The organism is Flavonifractor sp. An4 (genome assembly GCF_002161755.1).
GTDB lineage: Bacteria > Bacillota > Clostridia > Oscillospirales > Oscillospiraceae > Flavonifractor > Flavonifractor avicola.
Window position 1 is genome coordinate 16,550 of record NZ_NFIL01000019.1, and the last position, 13,009, is coordinate 29,558.

The 13,009-nt window shown below is 54.7% G+C and carries 13 protein-coding genes; 2 read left to right on the plus strand and 11 right to left on the minus strand.

Annotated elements, in window-relative coordinates; translation table 11 throughout:
- Positions 1–115: 115 nt before the first annotated feature.
- Together nifJ and B5F94_RS09550 are read left to right on the plus strand one after the other, a co-directional pair.
- Positions 116–3,682 carry a pyruvate:ferredoxin (flavodoxin) oxidoreductase gene (gene nifJ / locus B5F94_RS09545; protein WP_087329708.1) on the plus strand — a complete coding sequence of 1,189 codons (3,567 nt, stop codon included), beginning with the start codon at positions 116–118 and terminating at the stop codon, positions 3,680–3,682.
- Positions 3,683–4,210: 528 nt separating this feature from the next.
- The gene (locus tag B5F94_RS09550; RefSeq protein WP_143383273.1) at positions 4,211–6,136 is read left to right on the plus strand and encodes a glycogen synthase; all 1,926 of its coding nucleotides are present in this window, start codon (positions 4,211–4,213) and stop codon (positions 6,134–6,136) included.
- A 126-nt stretch (positions 6,137–6,262) separates the two neighbouring features.
- On the opposite strand, the gene ychF is transcribed toward B5F94_RS09550, so the two are convergent.
- The 11 genes from ychF to B5F94_RS09605 all read right to left on the minus strand — a co-directional run bounded on the left by ychF (position 6,263) and on the right by B5F94_RS09605 (position 12,962).
- The gene (gene ychF / locus B5F94_RS09555) at positions 6,263–7,372 is read right to left on the minus strand and encodes a redox-regulated ATPase YchF (RefSeq protein WP_087329710.1); all 1,110 of its coding nucleotides are present in this window, start codon (positions 7,370–7,372) and stop codon (positions 6,263–6,265) included.
- Between the two features lie 75 nt (positions 7,373–7,447).
- Positions 7,448–8,629 (minus strand): tyrosine-type recombinase/integrase, encoded by a 1,182-nt coding sequence (locus tag B5F94_RS09560; protein ID WP_087329712.1) that lies wholly within the window; start codon positions 8,627–8,629, stop codon positions 7,448–7,450.
- A 90-nt stretch (positions 8,630–8,719) separates the two neighbouring features.
- Positions 8,720–8,944 carry an excisionase gene (locus B5F94_RS09565; RefSeq protein ID WP_087329784.1) on the minus strand — a complete coding sequence of 75 codons (225 nt, stop codon included), beginning with the start codon at positions 8,942–8,944 and terminating at the stop codon, positions 8,720–8,722.
- 38 nt (positions 8,945–8,982) lie between these two features.
- Entirely contained in the window at positions 8,983–9,465 is a 483-nt protein-coding gene (locus B5F94_RS09570; RefSeq protein WP_087329714.1) for a hypothetical protein, read from the minus strand.
- Positions 9,466–9,479: 14 nt separating this feature from the next.
- Complete coding sequence (locus tag B5F94_RS09575; RefSeq protein WP_087329716.1) at positions 9,480–9,806, minus strand: hypothetical protein; 327 nt, start codon at positions 9,804–9,806, stop codon at positions 9,480–9,482.
- Positions 9,796–10,284 carry a hypothetical protein gene (locus B5F94_RS09580; RefSeq protein WP_087329718.1) on the minus strand — a complete coding sequence of 163 codons (489 nt, stop codon included), beginning with the start codon at positions 10,282–10,284 and terminating at the stop codon, positions 9,796–9,798. Before B5F94_RS09580 ends, B5F94_RS09575 begins: the two co-directional genes overlap by 11 nt.
- Before the next feature lie 100 nt (positions 10,285–10,384).
- Positions 10,385–11,233 carry a hypothetical protein gene (locus tag B5F94_RS09585; protein WP_143383274.1) on the minus strand — a complete coding sequence of 283 codons (849 nt, stop codon included), beginning with the start codon at positions 11,231–11,233 and terminating at the stop codon, positions 10,385–10,387.
- A 321-nt stretch (positions 11,234–11,554) separates the two neighbouring features.
- Entirely contained in the window at positions 11,555–11,866 is a 312-nt protein-coding gene (locus B5F94_RS09590; protein ID WP_087329721.1) for a hypothetical protein, read from the minus strand.
- Positions 11,844–12,362 (minus strand): hypothetical protein, encoded by a 519-nt coding sequence (locus tag B5F94_RS16220; RefSeq protein WP_143383275.1) that lies wholly within the window; start codon positions 12,360–12,362, stop codon positions 11,844–11,846. Before B5F94_RS16220 ends, B5F94_RS09590 begins: the two co-directional genes overlap by 23 nt.
- On the minus strand, positions 12,349–12,681 hold the full coding sequence (locus tag B5F94_RS09600) for a hypothetical protein (RefSeq protein WP_087329725.1): 333 nt from the start codon (positions 12,679–12,681) through the stop codon (positions 12,349–12,351). The genes B5F94_RS16220 and B5F94_RS09600 overlap by 14 nt, the downstream gene beginning before the upstream one ends.
- Positions 12,681–12,962 carry a hypothetical protein gene (locus tag B5F94_RS09605; RefSeq protein WP_087329727.1) on the minus strand — a complete coding sequence of 94 codons (282 nt, stop codon included), beginning with the start codon at positions 12,960–12,962 and terminating at the stop codon, positions 12,681–12,683. Before B5F94_RS09605 ends, B5F94_RS09600 begins: the two co-directional genes overlap by 1 nt.
- Positions 12,963–13,009: the final 47 nt, after the last annotated feature.

Consider the following 13,009-nt stretch of genomic DNA (forward strand, 5'->3'; position numbering starts at 1 on the left):
TTCTTTCCGGTAAGCGGGGAAAAAGCCAGGGTAATGGGAATCCGGCCCGGTCTTTGGGAGAGGCGGGGACCGATTCCCATTGCCCTGGAACAACGAACAAGGAGGAATCGTTTCAATGGCTAGAAAGCTGAAATCCATGGACGGTAACACCGCAGCCGCCCACGTGTCTTACGCCTTCACCGAAGTGGCGGGCATCTACCCCATCACTCCGTCCAGCCCCATGGCCGACAACGTGGACCAGTGGGCCGCTCAGGGCCGGAAGAACATTTTCGGTACTACCGTCAACGTGGTGGAGATGCAGTCTGAGGCTGGCGCCGCCGGTACCGTTCACGGCTCCCTGGCCGCCGGTGCCCTGACCACTACTTACACCGCTTCTCAGGGCCTGCTGCTTATGATCCCCAATATGTACAAGCTGGCCGGTGAGCTGATGCCCTGCGTGTTCCACGTGTCCGCCCGTACCGTGGCCACCCACGCTCTGAACATCTTCGGCGATCACTCCGACGTTATGGCCTGCCGCCAGACCGGCTTTGCCATGCTGTGTGAGTCCAATCCCCAGGAGGTTATGGACCTGGGCGCCGTTGCCCACCTGGCCGCCATCAAGGGCCGCGTTCCCTTCCTGAACTTCTTCGACGGCTTCCGTACCTCCCACGAGATCCAGAAGATCGCTATCTGGGACTACGATGACCTGAAGGACATGGTGGACATGGACGCTGTGGAAGCTTTCCGCAAGCGCGCCCTGAACCCCGAGCATCCTGTGATGCGCGGTTCTCACGAGAACGGCGACATCTTCTTCCAGCACCGCGAGGCTGCCAACAAGTACTACGACGCTATCCCCGGCATCGTCGAGGAGTACATGGGCAAGGTCAACGCTAAGCTGGGCACCAACTATCAGCTGTTCAACTACTATGGCGCTCCCGACGCTGACCGCGTCATCATCGCCATGGGCTCCATCTGCGACGTGGCTGAGGAAGTCATCGACTACCTGAACGCTCACGGCGAGAAGGTCGGCCTGGTGAAGGTCCGCCTGTATCGTCCTTTCCGCGCCGACAAGCTGCTGGAGGCCATTCCTGCCACCGCCACCAAGATTGCTGTTCTGGACCGCACCAAGGAGCCAGGCGCTCTGGGCGATCCTCTGTATCTGGACGTTGTCACCGCCTTTGCCAACGCTGGCCGTCAGGCCACCATCATCGGCGGCCGCTACGGCCTGGGCTCCAAGGACACTCCTCCCAGCAACGTGTTTGCTGTGTATGAGGAGCTGACCAAGGAGAATCCCAAGCGCCAGTTCACCGTGGGTATCGTGGACGACGTGACCTTCACCTCTCTGGAGGAGAAGCCCGCTCCCAACACCGCTGCTCCCGGCACCATCGAGTGCAAGTTCTGGGGTCTGGGCGGCGACGGCACCGTGGGCGCCAACAAGAACTCCATCAAGATCATCGGCGACCACACCGACAAGTACGTCCAGGCTTACTTCCAGTATGACTCCAAGAAGACCGGCGGCGTGACCATCAGCCACCTGCGCTTCGGCGATCAGCCCATCCGCGCCCCCTACTACATCAACAAGGCCGACTTCGTGGCCTGCCACGTGCCTGCTTACATTGTCAAGGGCTTCCCCATGGTCCGCGACGTGAAGGACGGCGGCGTGTTCCTGATCAACTGCCAGTGGAGCGATGAGGAGCTGGATCACCATATGCCCGCCGTGGCCAAGCGCTACATCGCCGAGCACAACATCCAGGTCTACACCATCAACGCCATCGACCTGGCCATCGAGATCGGCATGGGCAAGCGTACCAACACCATCCTGCAGTCCGCTTTCTTCAAGCTGGCTAAGGTGATGCCCGAGGCCGAGGCCATCCAGTACATGAAGGATGCTGCTACCCACTCCTACCTGAAGAAGGGCCAGGACGTGGTTGACATGAACCACAAGGCCATCGACGCCGGTGCCACCGCCTTCCACAAGTTCGAGGTTCCCGCTTCCTGGGCTACCGCCGAGGACAAGCCTGTTGCCGAGCACCTGGAGGGCAAGGCCGAGACCGTGAAGATGGTGAAGGACATCATGGAGCCCGTGGGCCGCATGGACGGCGACAGCCTGCCTGTTTCCGCCTTTGTCAACGGCCACGAGGACGGCACCTTCCAGCAGGGCGCTGCCGCTTACGAGAAGCGCGGCGTGGCCGTGTCCGTGCCCGAGTGGGATGCCTCCAAGTGTATCCAGTGTAACCAGTGCTCCTATGTCTGCCCCCACGCCACCATCCGTCCCTTCGCCCTCACCGAGGAGGAGGCCAAGAACGCCCCCGCTCAGGCGAAGATCGTGGACATCAAGGCCGGCAAGGGCAAGGGCGTGTACAAGTTCGCTCTGGCTGTCAGCCCCCTGGACTGCATGGGCTGCACCGTCTGCGTGAGCACCTGCCCCGTGAAGGCTCTGACCATGAAGCCCCAGGAGTCCCAGGCTGCCGAGCAGGAAGTCTTCGACTACATGGTGGCCAAGGTTGCCCCCAAGGCCGACGTGGAGGACATCACCTCCGTCAAGGGCTCCCAGTTCAAGCAGCCTCTGCTTGAGTTCTCCGGCTCCTGTGCCGGCTGTGCTGAGACCGCCTATGCCCGCCTGATCACCCAGGTGTGCGGCGACCGGATGTATGTCTCCAACGCCACCGGCTGTTCCTCCATCTGGGGCGGCCCCGCTGCTACCTCTCCCTACACCGTCAACAAGGAAGGCAAGGGTCCCACCTGGGCCAACTCCCTGTTCGAGGATAACGCCGAGCACGGCCTGGGCCTGTACCTGGGTCAGAAGGCCATCCGCGACCGTCTGGCCGACCAGACCCGCAAGCTGATCGCCATCGACTACGTGGACGAGACCATCGCCGCCGCCGCTCAGAAGTGGCTGGATACCATGGAGGACGGCGCCGCCAACGGCGAGGCCACCAAGGCTTACATCGCCGCCATGGAGGGCCACAAGGCTCAGGGCGAGGGCTGCACCTGCGAGGCCTGCGCTCTGGTCCGCGAGATCCTGAAGGAGAAGGAGTACCTGAACAAGAAGTCCGTCTGGATCTTCGGCGGCGACGGCTGGGCCTACGATATCGGTTACGGCGGCCTGGATCACGTCATCGCTTCCGGTGAGGACGTCAACATCTTCGTGTTCGACACCGAGGTGTACTCCAACACCGGCGGACAGGCTTCTAAGTCCTCCAACATCGGCCAGGTGGCTCAGTTCGCCGCTGCCGGTAAGACCCAGCCCAAGAAGAGCCTGGCTGAGATCGCCATGCAGTACGGCTACGTCTACGTGGCTCAGATCGCCATGGGCGCCAATCCCAACCAGACCCTGAAGGCCATCACCGAGGCCGAGGCCTATCATGGTCCTTCCCTGGTCATCGGCTACGCTCCCTGTGAGATGCACAGCATCAAGGGCGGCATGGCCAACTGCCAGGTCGAGATGAAGAAGGCTGTGGACTGCGGCTACTGGAACCTGTTCCGGTACAACCCCGCTCTCAAGGCCGAGGGCAAGAACCCCTTCACCCTGGACTCCAAGGCCCCTGCTGGCGGCTATCAGGAGTTCCTGATGAACGAGGCTCGTTACTCCTCCCTGACCCGTGCCTTCCCCGAGCGCGCCAAGGAGCTCTTCGCTCAGAACGAAGAGGCCGCCAAGGAGCGTTGGGAGCACCTGACCCGTCTGGTGGAGCTGTACAAGTAAGTTTTACCGCCAAGGGCCCCGGGTTTACCCCGGGGCCCTTTCTTGTTTGCGGTCTCTTCGTGGGCCCCATCGAAGATGGGGCGGCGCTGTGCGCCGTGCAAGCGTTTTGGGCCTGCGGCCCAAAACCTTGATGCCGGCGGAATTCATTTCCGCCGAACAGATCAAATCAAAGGGTCCCCAACGGGGCTATGGCCCCGTTGGGTCTGGCCGCCAAGGAGCGTTGGGAGCACCTGACCCGTCTGGTGGAGCTGTACAAGTAATTGATCACCAAAAAGACCCCCGGGCAACAGCCCGGGGGTCTTTTTATTCTGCCCTGTGAAGCAAAAAACAGGAACAATCCACTTATATATATCATGCTTTAGTAAAATTATGGATTTGTAGCTGGGATATACCAAAAAGGACTGTAAAAATGAGCGTAGATGTGTTATATTTTTAGCGTCAGCAAATTTTGCCCCTGCATTGAGCACGCAGATCTCTGAAGTGGCAGGGGCTTTGTCATTCGGATCATATGTGAAAGGGAGAATTAGAATGGCACGGGAAAAATCGGACTCCGCGAACGTAAAAAAGGCTGCGGCTGAAAAGAAGCCTGTGGAAAAGGAGATTCCCGCCGCAGTAAGCCCCGCCTCCACTGCGAAGGAGGCTGCGCCTGCCCCGGAAAAGACAGCCGCCGCAAAGAAAAAGACGGCTCCCGCCGCGAAAGAGGCCGAGCCTGCCAAGAAGGCGGCTCCCGCCGCGAAAGAGGCCGAGCCTGCCAAGAAGGCGGCTCCCGCGGCAAAGGAAGCTGAGCCTGCCCCAAAGGCAGCCCCCACTACGAAAAAAGCGGAGCCTGCTAAAAAGACAGCCTCCGCCGCGAAAAAGGCCGAACCCGCCAAAAAGACGGCATCCACGAAAAAGAAGGCCGCCTCTGCCGACAAACGGAAGGCAAAGGCCCCTGTGGTCGAGCCGGAAAGCACCCCCGCGGTGGCCGAGACTGCCCCGGTGATGGAAGAGCCCAACCTGCCCCGCCGGAGCGTGGCCTTCATCGGCTCGGAGTGCCATCCCTTTGTAAAGACAGGCGGTCTGGGAGATGTGATGTATGCCCTGCCCCGGGAGCTGGCCCGGCTGAACTGTGACGTCCGGGTGATCCTGCCCCGCTATGCCTGCATTCCCCAGGAGTATCAGAACAAGATGATCTACCGGGGCGAATTCTACATGGACCTGGGCAACACCGGCCGCAGCTACTATGTGGGGATCATGGAGTACATCTGGGACGGCGTGGTGTACGACTTTATTGACAACGAGGAGTTCTTCTCCTGGGGCAATCCCTACACCAATCTGGTGGACGATATCCCCAAGTATTGCTTTTTCAGCAAGGCCGCCCTGGCTGCCCTGAACTACATGAACTGGATTCCCGACGTGGTCCACTGCCACGACTGGCAGGCGGCTCTGGTGCCGGTGTATCTGCGTACCCTGTTTAAGGACTCCCCGGTGGGCCGGGCCAGATCGGTGATCACCATCCACAACCTCCGCTTCCAGGGCGTGTACAATATCCCCACCATCAAGTACTGGTCCGGCCTGCCTGACGAGGCCTTCGGCATGGGCGCCTTGAAGCAGGACTGGGTGGAGGCCAATATGCTCAAAGGCGGCCTGGCCTACGCCGACCGGATCACCACCGTCAGCGGTACCTACGCCTGGGAGATCCAGACCAGTGACTACGGTGAGCGGCTGGAGGATCACCTGCGCTATCACAGCCACAAGCTCCGGGGCATCGTCAACGGCATTGACTACGGTATGTGGAATCCGGAGACCGACCCCGCCCTGGCGGAAAACTACGGTTTGGGCAACGTGCTTGACCACAAGATGGCCAACAAGCTGGCCCTCCAGAAGGAACTGGGTCTGGAGCAGGACACCGGCAAATTTGTCATTGGACTGATTTCCCGGCTCACCAACCAGAAGGGCCTGGATCTGGTCAATGCCATCGTTCCCCAGGTGCTGGACGGCAACACACAGGTGGTGGTGCTGGGTACTGGTGACAAGCAGTATGAGGACGCCTTCCGGGCCTATGAAGGGAGCTACAAGGGCACCTTTAGCGCCTGCATCCAATATGACGAGGGGAGAGCCCACCGCATTTACGCCGGTGCGGACGCCCTGCTGGTGCCCTCCCGCTTTGAGCCCTGCGGTCTGACCCAACTCAACGCCATGCACTATGGCACCCTGCCCATCGTCCGTGAGACCGGTGGGCTGAAGGATACCGTGGAGCCCTACAACGAGTTCAACGGCGAGGGCAACGGCTTCACCTTCGACCGGTATGACGCCGGCCTGCTGCTGGACGCCATCAACCGGGCCAAGTCGCTTTACTTCAACAACCGTTACCATTGGGACGAGGTGGTCCAGCGGGATATGGCCAAGGACGTCTCCTGGGAGAAGTCTGCCCGCCAGTACAAGGACCTGTACCTGGAACTGACTCAGTGGTAAAGTTCTGAAAAGAAGAAATAGAAACCGGTGCATAAGAAAAGGCCCCCTGATGCAGTGTCCTGCATCAGGGGGCCTTGCTGTCAAAATGCTTGTACGCCGCACAGGCGACGTAAGGGGAAAAGGGCCTTAGACGTTGAAGCGGAAGAGGACGATATCGCCGTCCTTCATCACATACTCCTTGCCCTCGGACCGGACCAGACCCTTTTCCTTGGCGCCGTTCATGGAGCCGCAGGCCATCAGGTCGTCGAAGTTGACCACCTCGGCCCGGATGAAGCCCCGCTCAAAGTCGGTGTGGATCTTACCGGCAGCCTGGGGAGCCTTGGTGCCCTTCTTGATGGTCCAGGCACGGCACTCGTCCTCGCCGGAGGTGAGGAAGGAGATCAGACCCAGCAGGGCGTAGCTGGCCTTGATGAGCCGGTCCAGGCCGGACTCGGCGATGCCCAGGTCGTCCAGGAACATCTTCTTCTCGTCGGCGTCCAGCTCGGCGATCTCGGCCTCCAGCTTGGCGCACACGGGGATGACCTGAGCGCCCTCCTTGGCGGCCAGATCCTCCACGATCTGGTAGTAGGCGTTGCTGTGGCAGTCGGCAAAGCCGTCCTCGTCCAGGTTGGCGGCGTAGATGATGGGCTTCAGGGAGAGCAGCTCGGCGGTGGCGATGATGGCGGCGTCGTCCTCATCACACTCGAAGGAGCGGGCGGAGTTGCCGTCGTTGAGCCAGTCCTTCAGAGCGGTGAACACCTCCACTTCCCGCAGGTACTTCTTGTCGCCCTTGGCGGCCTTCTGGGCCTTGTCGATGCGGCGCTCCACCATCTCCACGTCGGCCATGATGAGCTCGATGTCGATGACGCCGATGTCCCCGGCGGGGTCCACCGGCACATTGGTGCTGGTGTCGGCCACCACGTGCATGATGTTCTCGTCGTCAAAGCAGCGCACCACATGGACGATGGCGTCGCACTCCCGGATGTTGGCCAGGAACTTGTTGCCCAGGCCTTGACCCTGGCTGGCGCCCTTGACCAGACCGGCGATGTCCACAAACTCCACCACGGCGGGGGTGGTCTTTTTGGGGTGGTACATCTCACTCAGCGCGTCCAGACGAGCGTCGGGCACGGCCACCACGCCCACGTTAGGGTCGATGGTGCAGAAGGGGTAGTTGGCGCTCTCAGCGCCGGCATTGGTGATGGCGTTGAAAAGGGTCGATTTGCCCACGTTGGGCAGGCCCACGATACCTAATTTCATATTTATTTACATCTCCTTAATTTGCAATGGTTTCCGGTGTTTGAGCGGCACGTTCTACACCATTTTTACACCATTTTACGCACTTTGACTATTTTCAAACTGTTGGACAGCTTTCAACATAGAATCATCTGTTACATGAACATAGCGATCCATCGTTGTTTTTATACTTGCATGGCCGAGCAGCTTTTGAAGAACTTTAGGCTGCATTCCGCTCTCTATTGCTCTGGTGGCATAGGTATGTCTCAAGACGTGCATACAAAAGCGTTTAATACCTGCCCGGTCACAAAGCTTATACAAGTGAGTATCATAAGAGCTGTTCTTTGCTGGTTCACCAGTTCGCCAGTTGATAAACACAAGATCGCGCATAGCTAGGACGGATTGTTTACCAGTTCTTCGGTCTATATATTCAAGAGTTTGCGACAGGATTTTTGCGTGCTTTTGTTGCTCTCGCTGCTGCCATACCTCTTGTAAAATATGATATGCCCGATTGGTCAGCGGAATGGTGCGGTAGCTGTGTTGCGTTTTGGGCGGCCCAGCACGCCAAACCTTTTGGCTATGCCGGTATTCCAGTGTCTTATTGACCGTTAGAGTACGTTTCTCCCAATCAATGGCATCCCACGTCAACCCGATCAATTCACCAGTACGTAGGCCAGTCTCCAAAAGCAACGCATATTGATAATAATTGTGAGAGTTTAACGCTACGGCTAAAAATTTTCTCTGTTCTTCCAGTGTAAGAAATTTGATATCACTTACTGCGCGGACTGGCTTTGTGTATCTTACACCATCCATGGGATGTTTTTCAAGTAACCCGTTCATAACGGCTGATTTAAACATCGTCCCCATCGTGATATAAGCTTGCCTGATTGTAGAACCGGCATAAATTGCATCCATCTGATTCAGTACCATTTTACAGTGCATCGGCTTGACATCACTAAGAAGCATATCGCCGATTAGCGGTTGGATGTTGTGGGCATACCGTTCCTGATAATTCCTGCGTGTATTCGGTGCCAGATCAACAACCACATGATTAACCCAATATTCAAACCACTGGTCAACTGTCTTACCAGACGGGATAAATGTGTTACCATGCTTGTCATTGTATCGAGCATCTTCAAGCCAGTTGCGGGCCTCTGGAAGCGTAGGAAAGTATTTTTCGTGGCGTTTTCCTCTTTTATCTACAAATCTTGCGTAATACGAACCGTCCTTTCTTTGGCAAATTCCTTTGCCACATTCTTTTCCTTTTAGATTTTTACCCATTTTATGAGCTCCTTTCTCCAAAGAGAAAAGAGCCCCATGCAACGAACTCATTGTAACACGGAAGCTCTTTTTTCTCAATAGTAACTATACTTAAATTGACAACTTATTACTTATAAATTGTTCAAATTCTCTGCGCTTGACCAGCTTTTTGTTCCCAACATAAAGGACAAATGGACAATTAGGTGTTCGAAGCATTTTGTCAATTTTATTGATCCCAATATTACTGTATGCAGCGGCTTCTTTTGCGGTTAATGTTAGTTTTAAGTGGATTGGAACCTTTGAAGGAATTGCCCTTAAACGGTTTTCCGTACCCATCTGAAACGCACTTATGTCATCTATGTCATCGGGGGACATTAGGTATCACCCCCAATCATATAACCGGCGATAGCCTCCAAATTACGATAGTAGGCCGTCCAATCATCGTCATCGTGAAGATGGTCAAGGTTGTCCTTGATATAAGTGACCAACAGGGCCGGGGCTTTCTTGCGGTGTACCAGAGCCAGAGCCTTTGGAAGCATTTCAGCGGCAGCGGTCAAGCGTGCCTCAAAGGGGAGCGTCTTTTTCTTGCTTCTCTTCATCTCCCTTATTAAGTTTCCAAAATCTGTGGCTTTCATATCAGCCAGCAAAGTGGCCATGATCTCAGCATACTTACCAACGAACTCAGGCCGTAGGTACTTAGTGCCCTTATCCGTGGTGGCGTAATAGCCTGAGGAAAGATAATCGGCAGGCAGATAAACGGGGGTGTTGTCTCGCTGGGTAGTGCTGGTGGTGTCCATGGAGGAGGCCTGCTTAGTGACAGGCTCCTCGGGGGTGTTAATTACAGTCTGGTTATCCATTGTTTAAATCCTCCTTAAAGAATGGCGTTCTTTGTTATTACTTGGTTGTCTCGGATTGCAACGACGTAAAAAGAATTCAGTGTTGCGGGGAAATCTTCTGCCCGCTTAGAGCATACCCCAACATAGTCGCCCTCATATATCTCTTGTACCAGACCCTCAGATGTTTCATGCTGAGATGTAGCGTTACCGCTTCCATCCCCACAATAAACCTTGATAGTTTCCGAGGGAAAATTATCAGTGTCCAGTTTGGTTACGGAGATACAGGGGACACCGTTAATCACAGTGACCACCCGGAAAACACGAGGCTCCATCGGAGCATTTATAACAACATCAAATCTCATTCACTTCATCCTCCTCAAATACGACTAACTCTCCAATGTCTTCCATAATGTCGTCCTCTGCCTGGGCTGTCGGCTGCGCCTCAAAGAGCTGCTGGATGTAGTGAGGCTGGCGGCAGTGGTAATCCCAGGACTTCTCAACCGCTGCCTGGATTGCGTCCCAACAAATGAGATCATCCGTACGCTCCAGAGTAGCCGTATCACCGTTAATAGCTGTGATACGCTCTACCTGAACGGCGACCCTGTCCCGGTGCCTGTCTACAGACACCACGCAGTCCCCTGCTTTAACAGGAATCAGTGCGTGGTCATCATTGCACAGATTCCCATGTGTGCGAATATGAATCGCACGCTTGGGCTTACCTGTGGGAGAGGTTACTAACTGAGCCCCGCCAGTGTTTGTAAGACCTCCTCCACACTCATAAAGACAGGCCAAACCGGAACGGCTCCGATGCAGGGGCATAGTACGAATATTCTCAGGCATATTTAAATCCTCCCTTTAATAAAAATTAGGTCCTCTACTATACGGACATTTTTACGTCTGTTTATCAGGGTAGTTACAAAAATTTTTAAAAAAATCTTAGTCACATTGATAGCTCTTCATTTTCAATTTCCCGGACCCAATCGGGAACAGGTGGCTCAGGTGGTGCTGGTGGCTTGTCGCTTTCGGTAGGCGTAGTTACAACTGTGCCTCTGGTATAGCCGTATAGCTGATTCATGATTTTGTTATAATCTCCAGAAGATAATTCAATATAAGACACATATCGGGTCATAAGGGACTGAACTTTCTCTCTAGTTTTACGCCCCAACTGATTAAGCGATCCGCAGCCTTGTAAAATAGCGTTGAGTATAAACCGTTCTGTTTCCGTCGCCTTAAAATCATCCATATTCATTTGCAGTGTGTGAAGATAGTAGACAGCAGGCCACGGGAGATCATCAAAACTGGTGGTTGGGTCTATCGTAATTTCCAAGCGGGTCAATGGGTAATCCAATTTCGCTTCCACGGTTTTGTTATAGAGTTTTACCCGCCCAGGGTGACTACTTTGTGCACCCAGGTACTGCGTCCACTCTTGACCGTGACGGCGCTCTATGTACGCCCTGGAATCTTTAACTAAAAAAACATCGAAACGTTTTACCGGAATGTCAACTGCTAGATCGTAGCGTTTAATTGTCCGGTGCATGGGCCTGGTATGCAGCACCAGGAACGACAACAGCTTGACAAACACAGCGTGACCAGCAACCTTGTTTGGATTAAAGTCTATGCGGACGCGTCCCCACTCTGGTTTCCTGCCATTCAGGACAGCTCCCAGCCAGAATGATGTCCCATCCTGGTGCCGTATACTGAACTGCTCCCGGAACGCGCCAGGGCGAAAACTATTCCAGTGAACAACTTCTACGGCGTATTGAATTGGTAGCTTGTCCATCAGTTCCATTAGAACGTCTCTGGCTTTGGGAGCCGATATATAAACGTCTAGGACTACGTTATCTATGCTAAGTATCAATCCATCGTCTGTCTTAATCGGGTTATGGTAGTTTATGGGATTCACCTCCCCTAATTGTTCTAAAGTACATAAGATACCTCCTACTAGATAAGTGAGGTATCCAACCGGGCGGCACATGGACGTAAGCCTTACAACTGACAAGAGGGTGGGCGACAGCTTCGGCTTGCGCCTGCGCCGTTCGCTCACCCCCTTGGTGTTGGCTTGGGGCCAACACGGTCATGTATGACTTTGGGAAATAGATGTGCCGCCCTATTATATAAACACCGTAATATAGTATCGAGTAAAATTACCATATTCGGTGGGATAGTCCTCTACGCTGTAAACTTGTGGCTTGAACTTGCCCTCAGAATTAAGGCCTAGCAAAAGAGCCTCAAATTTTCCGCAATCAAAAGGGTCATCATCGCGGGTGATGACCTCCCATTGGTACAACCGATGGGGGCCATAATCCCACATAATGGGGACCGGGCCCTGGAGGAGCAGGGTAATCCCTAACTCCCCCAGGGTGGCCAGAACCTTGCCGATAACAGCCAGGTCCTCATTATTAAATTTTAAGTTGCTGTACATCTGCTTTCTCCCTAGCTTTGTTTAGGTCAGAAGAAAATGCAAGTGCGAACCGAACCTGATTATGCTCTCGATATTGTACATTCACATGAATATCAGGAAGGCCATGTCGCTTACAAAGACGGCTCATTTCAGTATTCAAAATGTACTGTACATCCCTAGCAGAAATCTCAAAGCCGGGACGACGCCAACCGACAAGACACACCGCAAGAAAGCCCTTTTTGGCACGCCGAACCGGACGTTTAGAGTAAAAATCCTCAAACGAGTCTGGTTCAACCAGATGCGTCAATTCCAGAGTGTTGTGGACAGCACTCTGGAACAGGCAAGCAAAGGTTGCCAGCCAATTTCCAGAAAATTGATTCTCCTCCGCTGTACGGGCTTGAGCTACCGCTAAAGCATTAGCCCTAGCCAAGTAACAGCGATAAGAAGCAGCGGCAGAACCGATACCACGGGCTAGACTACGCTGCAAGCCGCCCGCCATTTCTTCAATCTTTGGCATAAAATCTTTCCTCCAAGATAATTATTACGCTCTTGCCCTGGTCCTGGACTTCACGGATGCGAAATTCAGCAGGCAGAGCCAAATTCAGGACCTCCTGAATACTCCGCACATCAGCGGCAGGAGGCTCACGGGGCCTGATACCCCGATATTTGTAGCCGAAGGCACGCTTGTAGACCCGAAGAACCACGGAGCCGTCGGGGGCCTGGCTCGGCCCCAACTCCCTGTACGGGTAGCGGGGCCAGGTCATGACCTCCAGGGATGGGTCCCAGGTTGATCTCCAGGCCATCAAAAAGACTTCAATGGCTTTCTGAATGGTCATTAAGTTTCTACCTCCAAATCGCTGTCTAGCTGGTCAATCAGAACGAGATTTTCAACTTTTCCGTACCTGTTATACAGGATCTGCACCTCAAAACCTAGAGCCAAGTCAGGCTTAAAGCTGAGTGTGGCAAGCTTGGCATCAGAAAGAAAAAACCTATCTGTCCGCTGACCAATGCCCTGGTCTGGTTTAACTGGTTCTTCCGTAAAAAAGGTCCGGCCTGATATTTGAGTTCCATCTTTGGCAGTAAAGCTAGTCCGGACGACACCGACGATCTTAGGCATTTTAAATTCCCCCTTTCTATTTTTTGCCCCATCGGTGGGGAGGAGGG

Bases quoted from the DNA above. Each gene is read 5' to 3' on its own strand.
- ychF (WP_087329710.1), bottom strand. From the start codon at position 7,372: ATGAAATTAGGTATCGTGGGCCTGCCCAACGTGGGCAAATCGACCCTT.
- B5F94_RS16220 (WP_143383275.1), bottom strand. From the start codon at position 12,362: ATGCCAAAGATTGAAGAAATGGCGGGCGGCTTGCAGCGTAGTCTAGCC.
- B5F94_RS09565 (WP_087329784.1), bottom strand. From the start codon at position 8,944: ATGGGTACGGAAAACCGTTTAAGGGCAATTCCTTCAAAGGTTCCAATC.
- nifJ (WP_087329708.1), top strand. From the start codon at position 116: ATGGCTAGAAAGCTGAAATCCATGGACGGTAACACCGCAGCCGCCCAC.
- B5F94_RS09570 (WP_087329714.1), bottom strand. From the start codon at position 9,465: ATGGATAACCAGACTGTAATTAACACCCCCGAGGAGCCTGTCACTAAG.
- B5F94_RS09575 (WP_087329716.1), bottom strand. From the start codon at position 9,806: ATGAGATTTGATGTTGTTATAAATGCTCCGATGGAGCCTCGTGTTTTC.
- B5F94_RS09600 (WP_087329725.1), bottom strand. From the start codon at position 12,681: ATGACCATTCAGAAAGCCATTGAAGTCTTTTTGATGGCCTGGAGATCA.
- B5F94_RS09550 (WP_143383273.1), top strand. From the start codon at position 4,211: ATGGCACGGGAAAAATCGGACTCCGCGAACGTAAAAAAGGCTGCGGCT.
- B5F94_RS09585 (WP_143383274.1), bottom strand. From the start codon at position 11,233: ATGGAACTGATGGACAAGCTACCAATTCAATACGCCGTAGAAGTTGTT.
- B5F94_RS09580 (WP_087329718.1), bottom strand. From the start codon at position 10,284: ATGCCTGAGAATATTCGTACTATGCCCCTGCATCGGAGCCGTTCCGGT.
- B5F94_RS09590 (WP_087329721.1), bottom strand. From the start codon at position 11,866: ATGTACAGCAACTTAAAATTTAATAATGAGGACCTGGCTGTTATCGGC.
- B5F94_RS09605 (WP_087329727.1), bottom strand. From the start codon at position 12,962: ATGCCTAAGATCGTCGGTGTCGTCCGGACTAGCTTTACTGCCAAAGAT.
- B5F94_RS09560 (WP_087329712.1), bottom strand. From the start codon at position 8,629: ATGGGTAAAAATCTAAAAGGAAAAGAATGTGGCAAAGGAATTTGCCAA.